At 65.6% G+C, this 9,705-nt stretch carries 10 protein-coding genes; all 10 read right to left on the reverse strand.

The genetic code is table 11. From position 1 onward, the window contains the following. Positions 1 to 239: 239 nt before the first annotated feature. Positions 240 to 1,253 (reverse strand): zinc-dependent alcohol dehydrogenase family protein, encoded by a 1,014-nt coding sequence (locus K7I12_RS16970; protein WP_023007052.1) that lies wholly within the window; start codon positions 1,251 to 1,253, stop codon positions 240 to 242. A 71-nt stretch (positions 1,254 to 1,324) separates the two neighbouring features. After that, the gene (locus K7I12_RS16975) at positions 1,325 to 2,380 is read right to left on the reverse strand and encodes an NAD(P)-dependent alcohol dehydrogenase (protein WP_023102505.1); all 1,056 of its coding nucleotides are present in this window, start codon (positions 2,378 to 2,380) and stop codon (positions 1,325 to 1,327) included. A gap of 29 nt (positions 2,381 to 2,409) precedes the next feature. Beyond that, positions 2,410 to 2,820 (reverse strand): organic hydroperoxide resistance protein, encoded by a 411-nt coding sequence (locus K7I12_RS16980; protein ID WP_023007050.1) that lies wholly within the window; start codon positions 2,818 to 2,820, stop codon positions 2,410 to 2,412. Between the two features lie 53 nt (positions 2,821 to 2,873). Beyond that, entirely contained in the window at positions 2,874 to 4,292 is a 1,419-nt protein-coding gene (locus K7I12_RS16985; RefSeq protein WP_023007049.1) for a coniferyl aldehyde dehydrogenase, read from the reverse strand. 87 nt (positions 4,293 to 4,379) lie between these two features. Next, a complete protein-coding gene (locus K7I12_RS16990) occupies positions 4,380 to 5,771 on the reverse strand; it encodes an NAD-dependent succinate-semialdehyde dehydrogenase (protein ID WP_058131069.1) in 1,392 nt (463 codons plus the stop codon). Positions 5,772 to 5,844: 73 nt separating this feature from the next. Beyond that, complete coding sequence (locus K7I12_RS16995) at positions 5,845 to 6,675, reverse strand: nitroreductase family protein (RefSeq protein ID WP_034030325.1); 831 nt, start codon at positions 6,673 to 6,675, stop codon at positions 5,845 to 5,847. 27 nt (positions 6,676 to 6,702) lie between these two features. Then, a complete protein-coding gene (locus K7I12_RS17000) occupies positions 6,703 to 7,008 on the reverse strand; it encodes a DUF1330 domain-containing protein (protein WP_023007046.1) in 306 nt (101 codons plus the stop codon). A gap of 11 nt (positions 7,009 to 7,019) precedes the next feature. Further along, entirely contained in the window at positions 7,020 to 7,697 is a 678-nt protein-coding gene (locus tag K7I12_RS17005) for a type 1 glutamine amidotransferase domain-containing protein (protein WP_034030322.1), read from the reverse strand. Between the two features lie 34 nt (positions 7,698 to 7,731). Next, a complete protein-coding gene (locus K7I12_RS17010) occupies positions 7,732 to 8,763 on the reverse strand; it encodes an NADP-dependent oxidoreductase (protein WP_023007044.1) in 1,032 nt (343 codons plus the stop codon). A 133-nt stretch (positions 8,764 to 8,896) separates the two neighbouring features. Further along, complete coding sequence (locus K7I12_RS17015) at positions 8,897 to 9,508, reverse strand: TetR/AcrR family transcriptional regulator (RefSeq protein ID WP_023007043.1); 612 nt, start codon at positions 9,506 to 9,508, stop codon at positions 8,897 to 8,899. Between the last annotated feature and the right edge of the window lie 197 nt (positions 9,509 to 9,705).

The raw sequence follows: 9,705 nt of genomic DNA on the forward strand, positions 1-9,705 counted from the left end.
GAGCTGCTGCCGGACCCGTTCCAGGGCCTCGTCGACGTTGATATCGCTGATGGTCATGTCACCGCATAGACGTGCCGAAGGATCAGGCACACTATGCCAAAAAAATCAGGTGGTTGGCGACATGCCATCCGCAGCCACCTGAATAGTTACCAAATATCCACGCCCGGGTCCGGTATGCAGCCGGGCGCGTCCCGGGCGCCGCGTCCGCCAGCGCAGCTGGACGGACAGGGCTTGGGTGATCAGATATCCACCACGACCTTGCCGAAATGGCGGCCGCTCTCCTGGTAGCGGAAAGCCTCAGCAAGCTGCTCCAACGGGAAGCTGCGGTCGATCACCGGGTGGATGCCGGTCTGCTCCAGCGCCGCCACGTACTCCTGCTGCAGGCGCCGGCTGCCGACGATCAGGCCCTGCAGGCGTGCCTGCCTGGCCATCAATACGGCAGTCGGCACCTCGCCGCCTCGGCCGGTCAATACGCCGATCAGCGCGATATGACCGCCCACGCGCACCGCATGAATGGACTGTGCCAGCGTGCCCGGGCCGCCGACTTCCACGACGTGATCGACGCCGCGCCCGCCGGTGATCTCCAGCACCCGCTTGCCCCATTGCGGCGTGCGGCGGTAATTGATGAGGTGGTCGGCGCCGAGCGAGCGCAGACGTTCGAGCTTTTCATCCGACGAGGAGGTGGCAATCACGCTCGCGCCCATCGCTTTTGCGATTTGCAGCGCCGCCACCGAAACCCCGCCGCTACCCAGAACCAGCACGCTCTCGCCGGCCTTGAGCGGGCCGTCGGCCACCAGGGCGCGCCAGGCGGTCAGCCCGGCGGTGGTGATGGTCGCCGCCTCGGCGTGGCTCCAGCCGCGCGGCGCCAGGGTGAAGTCGGCGGCTGCGCGCACCGCGACTTCGGTGGCGTAGCCGTCGATGCCGTCGCCCGGCGTGCCCTGAAAGTTGCCGACCGCGGCGAACGGCAGGCCGTCGGTCCATTGCGGAAAGAAGCCGGAGACGACGTGGTCGCCGGGCTTGAACTCATTCACGCCTTCGCCCACCTCTTCGACGACGCCGGCGGCGTCGGATAGTAGTACCCGTCCGTCGGCGGCGGGGATGCCGCCGTTGGCGACCAGCAGATCGTGGAAGTTGAGCGAGCTGGCGTGCAGCTTCACACGGACCTGACCTGGACCAGGCTGGCCGGGGTCGGGGAGTTCGCGTAGTTCGAGGCAGTCCAGGCCGCCGGGGCTGCGTGTCACGATGGCTTTCATCTGGAATCTCCTGTTGCTTCGCGCGGGCCGCCTCGCCGGGAAGCGGCCCGCAACGGTTAGGCTGTTTCGCCTCAGGCGGCGGCCAGGCTCGCGCTGTCGATCACGAAGCGGTACTTCACGTCGCTCTTGAGCATGCGCTCGTAGGCGTCGTTGATCTGCTGGATGGCGATCATCTCGATCTCGGCGACGATGCCTTTCTCGGCGCAGAAGTCGAGCATCTCCTGGGTCTCGGCGATGCCGCCGATCAGCGAGCCGGCGATGCTGCGGCGCTTGAAGATGAGATTGGCGATGCTCGGCGACGGGTGCGGGTGCTCGGGTACGCCGACCAGGGTCATGGTGCCGTCGAGTTTGAGCAGGCCAGTGAAGGCGTCGAGGTCGTGGCTGGCTGCGACCGTGTTGAGGATGAAGTCGAAACTGTTGGCGTGCGCCGCCATCTCTTCAGCGTTACGCGAGACAATGACTTCGTCGGCGCCCAGTTCCAGCGCAGCGGCGCGCTTGCTCTCGCTGGTGGTGAAGGCCACGGTGTGTGCGCCCAGGGCATGTGCCAGCTTGATGCCCATGTGGCCAAGCCCGCCGATACCCACGATGCCCACTTTCTGGCCAGGACCGACCTTCCAGTGGCGCAACGGTGACCAGGTGGTGACGCCGGCGCACAACAGCGGCGCCACGGCGGCCAGTTGCGCCTCGGGGTGCGAAACCTTCAGGACGAAGTCGTCCTTAACTACGATCTGCTGCGAATAGCCGCCCAGGGTGTGGCCGGGCGCATCATGCGTCGGGCCATTGTAGGTGAAGACCTGGCCGTGCTCGCAATACTGCTCCAGGCCCGCGTCGCAGGCCGGGCAATGATGGCAACTGTCGACCAGGCAGCCGACGCCGACCGTGTCGCCGATCTTGAACTTGGTCACTGCACTGCCGATGGCCGAAACGTGGCCGACGATTTCGTGCCCGGGCACGCAGGGGTACAGCGTGTTGGCCCACTCGTTGCGGGCCTGGTGCAGGTCGGAATGGCAGACGCCGCAGTAGGCGATGTCGATCTTGACGTCGTGCGGCCCCGGCTCGCGGCGAACAATGTCGAGCGCCGCCAGCGGCGTGTCAGCGGCATGGGTGCCATAGGCTTTTACTGTCATGGTGTTTCTCCTCGTAGGCCTACCGTCGCTTAGGCGACGCTGGTGTGCAGGCGCACGTCGACGTTGCCGCGGGTGGCGTTCGAGTACGGGCAGACTTGGTGGGTGGTTTCCACCAGCTTCTGCGCGTCGGCTTCGCTCAGGCCCTGGACTTCCACATACAGGTCGATGTCCAGGCTGTAGCCGCCCTCGGCGTTCTGGCCGATGCCGACCTCGACCGAGGTCTTGGTGGCAGTAGGTGCCAGCTTCAGTTGCTTGGCCGCCACCGGCAGCGCGTTGTCGAAGCAGGCGGCGTAACCCATGGCAAACAGTTGCTCGGGGTTGACGCCAGCCTTGCCGGACCCCGGCATGGCCATATCCAGCGCGAGGCTGCCATCGTCCAGCGTGGTGCGGCCGGAACGGCCGCCGACGGCGGTGGCGCGGGTCTTGTAGAAAATCTTCATGGTATTCAGCTCCGTAGGTTTACGAAGGGCGGTGTGCTCCGCCCAGGAAAAAATCATTCGCTCAGCTGTGCCTCGACCGCTTTCTGCTTGTCGGCATAGGGCGCGCGCAGCGCCAGGCTGGAGGTCCCGTCCGGGCTCTGCATCACCACGGCCTTGGCGTGGCTGAAACGCCGGAACCCATGGATGCCGTGGTAGGCGCCGATGCCGGAAGGGCCGATACCGCCAAACGGCAGATCCTCGATAAAAGCGTGGATCAGCGTGTCGTTGATCACTGCTGCACCCGAGGTGGTGCGTTCGGTGAAGCGCTTTTGACGCGTTGCGTCGCTGCCGAAGTAGTACGCGGCCAGCGGACGCGGATGGGCATTGACGTAGTCGATGGCATGGTCAAGATCCGGGCAGTTCACCAGCGGCAGGACCGGCCCGAAGATTTCTTCCTGCATCACGCGCATCGTATCGTCGGGATCCAGTACAAGCGTCGGTGCCAGCAGGCGGGTCGCAGGATCGGCATCTGCTTCGCCGTCCGGTGCAAGACTGATGACGGTTGCTCCCTTGGCCTGGGCGTCATCGAGCAACACCTGCAGGCGCTGGAAGTGCCGATCGTTGACAACGGCGGTGTAATCGGTGTTGCTTCCCAAATCTGGATAAGTGGCCGCAACGAACGCGCGGGCGTGCTCGATGAACGCCTCGCGTGCGGACGGCGGCAGAAGCACATAATCGGGGGCGATGCAGATCTGCCCGGCGTTGAATGTCTTGGATGTGAGCACCCGCTCGGCCACTATCTTGATGTCGGCGTCCACGTCGACGAGCACGGGCGATTTGCCGCCAAGTTCCAGCGTTACCGGTACAAGGTTCTCGGACGCGGCGCGCATCACAAGACGCCCCACTGCCGTGCTGCCCGTGTAAATGAGATGGTCGAACGGTTGCGCGGTGAAGGCGGCGCCGACTTCGGCGTCTCCGAGCACGACGCCGAATTCGAGCGCATCGAAATAGCGCGGAATCTGCTCGGCCAGCAGATCGGAGGTGCGGGGCGTCAGTTCGGACGGCTTGAGCAGCGCGCGGTTGCCGGCGGCGAACACGCCTGCGAGTGGCCCGAACGAGAGGTTGATCGGGAAGTTCCAGGGGCTGATGATGCCTACTACACCGAGTGGCTGGTATTCCACGCGTGCCTGCACGCCCGGCATACCGGCGTCTTGCGCTTCGGGTCGCATCCAATGTTCGAGTTGCTCGCGCGCGTGGCGCATGCTCTTGATGGGCGCAAGCACATCGGTGGCCAGTGTCTGATAGGGGCTGCGGTGGCCATAATCGGCGCGAATGGCCGATTCCAGCTGCGCGCGGTTATCGGACAACAGGCGTTCGGCGCGAGCGAGCCGATCCCGCCGCTGTTCGGCGTCCGCCGGGCCATCGCTCAGGTGCGCCTGCTTCATCGCCGCGACGACGCCAGGCAGGCGCGTGATCAGATCGGATGTACTCATGAGGGTTTCCTAAGTTCGGTTAACGTTGAACGTCGCCCGTGGACGCGAAACGGCGGCCGGCGGTACCGTGCCGCCGGCCCGCTTGCATCAGAACGGCGCGTCGATGTCGACCACGTCGATCAGCTTGTGGTTGACGAACTCCTTGAGGCCCAGGCCGAGCAACTCTCGGCCGTAGCCAGAGCGGCGTACGCCGCCGAACGGCAGGTCGGCCTTGGCCATGGTCGGGTGGTTGACGAACACCATGCCGGTGGAGATGCGCTTGGCGACTTCGGCGCCATGTTTGGCGTCGGCGGTGAACACCGAGCCGCCCAGGCCGAACGGCGAGTCGTTGGCGATGGCGATCGCTTCTTCCTCGTCGTGGGCGCGGTAGACCAGCGATACCGGCCCGAAGAATTCCCAGTAGTAGGCCGGGTTGTCCGGAGTCAGGCCGGTGAGGATCGTCGGCTGCACGAAGGCACCTTGCGCCGGCACCTTGGGCCCCACCTCGGTCGCGGTCGCGCCGTGGGCGACGGCCTGGCGGATCTGTTCCTTGACGTCGTCGGCGGCCTTCTGCGAGGACAGCGGCGCCAGGGTGGTAGCGGGGTCGAACGGATCGCCCGCCTTGAGCCCGGCCACGCCCTCGGTGTAGCGGCGCAGGAACTCATCGTAGATGGCCTCGACCAGGATGATGCGCTTGGAGGACACGCAGACCTGGCCGGCGTTCCAGTGGCGGCCGAACACCGCCCACTTCACGGTCTTGTCCAGCTCGGCGTCGGCCAGCACCACGAAGGCGTCGGCGCCACCGAGTTCCAGCGTGGACTTCTTCAGCGCCTTGCCAGCCTGGGCGGCGACCACCGCGCCTGCGCCTTCCGAGCCGGTCAGCGCCACGCCGTGCACGCGCGGGTCGTTGAGGATGATCTCGATGTGGTGCCGCGCCGCATAGAGGTTCTTGAAGGCGCCCGCGGGCAGGCCTGCTTCGAGCATCAGCTTCTCGAAGGCATCCGCGCTCTGCGGCACGTTGGAGGCGTGCTTGAGCAGCAGCGTGTTGCCCGCGGCCAGTTGCGGGGCCAGGATGCGGGCGATCTGGTAGTAGGGGAAATTCCACGGCTCGATCGCCAGGATCACACCCAGCGGCTCGTGTACCAGCAACGCGTCGCCCTCGGCGGGATCGGCCACGGTCAGTTTCTCCGGTGCCAGCAGGGCCTCGGCGTTCTTCACGTAATACTCGAAGATGCGCGCGGAAAGTTCGACCTCGGCCAGTGCCTCGGCGGTGATCTTGCCCATCTCCAGGGTCAGCAGTTTCGCGTAGTCGCCAGCCTTGGCGCGCAGCAGGTCTGCGGCACGCTGCAGGATGGCACCGCGCTCGGTGAACGAGCGCTCGCGCCAGGACAGGAAGGCTTCGTGCGCAGCGGCGATGGCCTGTTCCACCTCGGCGTCGGTGGCGTCCGGGAAGGTCTTCAGGGTCTCGCCGGTGTAGGGGTTGATGGTGGCGTATGCCATGTTCGATGATTCCTTGTGACAGTGGATGGAGGAAGGCGTCACGGCCTGCAGAGCCGGAGCGCGGACGAGGAATTCAGCGCAGGGTGAAGCCGAGCGCGTTCAGGGCTTCGCGCAGGCGATGGCGGCCCATCAGCGCGCCGGGGCTGCCGATGCGTTGCACCGACACTTGCGACCAGGGCCGGTCGTCACGCTGCTGCTCCTGCTGGAAGCGGCGCATCAGCGGGTCGTAGTGCGCCACCGCGGCGGCCTCGCCGGCAGCGTCGTAGCGTTCGTGATGCAGCACCGCCGGCTGTGCCAGGCGCGGCTTGACTTCGGCCGGGCGGGCCGGATCGGGATGGCCCACGCACATGCCGAACACCACGAAACTGTCCTGCGGCAGCCCCAGTTCAGCGGCGACCTGCTCTGGATGGTTGCGCATGCCGCCGATGTAGACGATACCCAGCCCCAGGGCTTCGAAGGCGTTCGCCGCGTTCTGCGCGGCTAACGCGGTGTCGACCGCTCCGACGGTGTAGCTCTCCAGGTAATCGATACCGTCGGTCGCGGCACCCTGCGCGGCACCGAGTCGGCGCAGCCGCGACCAGTCGGCGACCCAGGCCAGAAACAGCGGTGCCTCGGCCACGTGGCGCTGACCGCCGGCCAACGCGGCCAGGCGGGCGCGCCGCGCGGGGTCGCGCACGGCGATCACGCTCCATGGCTGCAGGTTGGACGAACTGGAGGCTGATTGCGCGGCAGCGATGGCGAGTTGAAGTGCCTCGTCGTCGACCGGTTGATCGGTGTAGGCGCGCACTGATCGGTGCTCCAGCAGCGCGGCCAGCGCGGCGGGAACAGGGGGCAGCGGCAGGGCGGCGGCCTCGCCATAGCGGGCCTGCCATGCGGAGGCTGGGTCGATCTGATGGGAAGTCATTCCAGAATCCTGTGCGTGTTAGGGGACTCAGGCCGCAGGTGTCGCGCCGATGCCGTCAAGCAACAGCACGCGGTAGTCCGCGCCCTTGAACCGGTGCACCCGTGCTGCCTGGTAAGCGGGGCTGTGATACCAGGCGCGTGCGGCCTGCATGTCGGAAAAGCGCAGGATCACGCCGCCCTCGATCGCCGGTCCCTCCAGCACCTCGAAATCGCCATAGAACGCCAGCGGCGTCAGATCGTGTCCTTCGCGCGCGGCTGGAGCCTGCCTCGCATAGATGTCAAGTTCGGTGGCGTCGAGGGTGCGTTCGCGCAGGAAAACCACGTAAGCGGACATGTTCAATCTCCTCACAGAAGGGCGAGCAGCGCCTTGGCGGCGTCGGCGGACGAGGCAGGGTTCTGGCCGGTGACCAGAAGGCCGTCGGTCAGCACGTGGGACTGCCAGTCGCCGCCCTTGCTGTAATGACCGCCATTGGCCTTGAGCACGTCCTCGACCAGAAACGGCACCACATCGGTCAGGCCAACCGCAGCCTCCTCGCTGTTGCTGAAACCGGTCACCTGCTTGCCGGCGACCAGCGGCTTGCCGTCGGCATCCTTGACGTGGCGCAGCACGCCAGGTGCGTGGCAGACCGTTCCGACCGGCTTGTTCGCCTTGACCGCCGCTTCGATCAGACCGATCGAGACCGGGTCTTCAGCCAGGTCCCATAGCGGGCCGTGGCCGCCGGGATAGAACACTGCATCGAAGTCGCCGATGGCGACCTCGGCCAGCTTGCGGGTGTTGGCCAGGGCCTTGACCGCGTCAGCGTCGGCCAGGAAGCGACGGGTCGCCTCGGTCTGGGCGTCGGGTTCGTCGCTCTTGGGGTCGAGCGGCGGCTGGCCGCCCTTGGGCGAGGCCAGGGTCAGCTTCGCGCCGGCATCGAGGAAGGCATAGTAGGGGGCAGCCAGTTCCTCCAGCCAGAAGCCGGTTTTCCTGCCAGTGTTGCCGAGTTGGTCGTGCGAAGTGAGGATGACGAGAATATTGGCCATAGCGGCTCTCCTTTGGAGGTTCGAAGTGAAAGACTCAGGGGGTGCCGACTCGTACCACGACCTTGCCGAAGTGCCTGCCGGCGAGCAGGTCGATCAGCGCCTGGGGCGCATGTTCCAGGCCCTCGACGAAGTCTTCGCGGACCGAGACCTTGCCCTCGGCGACCCATGCGCCCATGTCGCGCTGAAACGCCGCGAAACCGTCGGCGTAGTGGTCGCCGATGATGAAACCCTGCAGCAGCAGGCGCTTGCGCAGAACCAGCCCCAGCATCATCGGCATGCGGTCCGGGCCAGGTGGCAGGTCGGTGTCGTTGTAGTGGGCGATCAGCCCGCACACCGGCACGCGGGCGCCGACGTTCAGTCGCGGCAGCACGGTGTCGAGCACCGTGCCGCCGACGTTCTCGTAGTAGACGTCGATACCCTGCGGCGTCGCGGTAGCCAGTTGTTCGGCAAAGTCGGGCGCGCGGTGGTCGAGGCAGACATCGAAGCCGAACGCTTCGCGCGCGTAGCGGCATTTTTCCGGCCCGCCGGCGATGCCGATGGCGCGCGCGCCCTTTAGCCGGGCAAGCTGCCCAACTACCGAGCCGACCGCGCCGATGGCGGAGGCGACGACCACAGTCTCGCCCGGCTGCGGCCGGCCGATGTTCAGCAGGCCGTGGTAGGCGGTGAAGCCGGGCATGCCGAGCACGCTCAGCGCCAGCGAAGGATTCGTGGTCCGGGAATCGAGCACGACCAGTCCACGACCGTCGGAAAGCGTATGGCTCTGCCAACCCGTGTCGCCGACGACCAGGTCGCCAACCTTGAATGCCGGGTCGTGCGAAACCTCCACCCGGCTCACCGCGCCGCCGGTCATCACCTCGCCTAGCGCTACGGGTGGAGCATAGGACGGAGCATCGCTCATTCGCCCCCGCATATACGGGTCGAGCGAGAGGTACAGCGTGCGCAGCAGGAGCTGGCCCTTGCCTGGCTCAGGCAGCGATTCCTGTTCCAGCCGGAAGTCGTCTGGCGTCGGCTCACCCGAGGGGCGTGAGGCAAGTACGATGCGGGTTTGCAGGATCGCAGTGGTCATCGCTGACTCCTGAAAAGGACGGCCGAAACGGACTCATGTGCGTGCGTGGAAGCAAAGTTTGTCATCTGATTGAATTAGACCGGTCGTATACAGTTTGGGCAAAAAAAAAGCTACGAGGACTTTTTTCTGTCTGTCAGGCGCAGCGTCGAAGATGAGAAGACAGGCCTAGCAGGCCCTGCGTAGCAGCCAGCGCGGCCTCCATGGGTACACGGTCGCGCGTGAGCTTGGCGCGCAGGCTCGCGCCCAGCCACAACTGGTACAACGTGTTCGCCGTTGTGCTGGCATCCAGCTCAACCGGAAGCGAGCCGTCGCTGGCGCCATCCTCGATGGCGCTGGCCAAACGCGCGATCACTCGCGTGGTGCCCTGTTCAAGAACTAAACGCATCGCCTCGGAGAGGTCGCTGACCTCCGCAGCCAGCTTGACCGCCAGACACTTGCCCTTCGGGTCACAGGCTGCCTGGGTCTCCAGCCAGTACTCGAAATAGGCGATCAGTCGCTGTGCTGCGGAAAGATCAGGACGACTCAGCAGATTATCGAGCGAAGCCAGGTAATCGGCGAAGTAATCCTCCAGCAGCGCTTCGCCAAAGACCTCCTTGGAGCCGAAGTAATGGTAGAAGGAACCCTTCGGCACGCCGGAAGCCTGGAGAACCTCGTTCAGGCCCACGGCGCTGAAGCCCTTTCCCGCGATAATGATCCGGGCGGTATCGAGGATATGTTGGCGGACGTCGTTCGTGGCATTAGTCATGGTTTGTATCTTACCCTGAAACTAGACCGGTCGTCTACAATCATCGGGCAAGTTGATGATGACAGTTAAAAGCTATGTAACTATTCAGGTCACGCTGCCTGATCCAGGCCGTCCCGACGCATGAATTCGGGCACTTCACCGGCAAACAACTGTTCCAGTGCGGTGTGCGCTGCCAGGCCCTGCTTGACCGCCGTCGA

The organism is Halomonas sp. IOP_31 (assembly GCF_021151495.1).
GTDB classification, from domain to species: Bacteria; Pseudomonadota; Gammaproteobacteria; order Pseudomonadales; family Halomonadaceae; genus Modicisalibacter; species Modicisalibacter zincidurans.

What these genes read in the sequence shown, in the direction of transcription:
- K7I12_RS17015 (WP_023007043.1), bottom strand. Translation starts at nt 9,508, where the DNA reads ATGACTAATGCCACGAACGACGTCCGCCAACATATCCTCGATACCGCC.
- K7I12_RS16985 (WP_023007049.1), bottom strand. Translation starts at nt 4,292, where the DNA reads ATGAGTACATCCGATCTGATCACGCGCCTGCCTGGCGTCGTCGCGGCG.
- K7I12_RS17010 (WP_023007044.1), bottom strand. Translation starts at nt 8,763, where the DNA reads ATGACCACTGCGATCCTGCAAACCCGCATCGTACTTGCCTCACGCCCC.
- K7I12_RS17005 (WP_034030322.1), bottom strand. Translation starts at nt 7,697, where the DNA reads ATGGCCAATATTCTCGTCATCCTCACTTCGCACGACCAACTCGGCAAC.
- K7I12_RS17000 (WP_023007046.1), bottom strand. Translation starts at nt 7,008, where the DNA reads ATGTCCGCTTACGTGGTTTTCCTGCGCGAACGCACCCTCGACGCCACC.
- K7I12_RS16995 (WP_034030325.1), bottom strand. Translation starts at nt 6,675, where the DNA reads ATGACTTCCCATCAGATCGACCCAGCCTCCGCATGGCAGGCCCGCTAT.
- K7I12_RS16990 (WP_058131069.1), bottom strand. Translation starts at nt 5,771, where the DNA reads ATGGCATACGCCACCATCAACCCCTACACCGGCGAGACCCTGAAGACC.
- K7I12_RS16980 (WP_023007050.1), bottom strand. Translation starts at nt 2,820, where the DNA reads ATGAAGATTTTCTACAAGACCCGCGCCACCGCCGTCGGCGGCCGTTCC.
- K7I12_RS16970 (WP_023007052.1), bottom strand. Translation starts at nt 1,253, where the DNA reads ATGAAAGCCATCGTGACACGCAGCCCCGGCGGCCTGGACTGCCTCGAA.
- K7I12_RS16975 (WP_023102505.1), bottom strand. Translation starts at nt 2,380, where the DNA reads ATGACAGTAAAAGCCTATGGCACCCATGCCGCTGACACGCCGCTGGCG.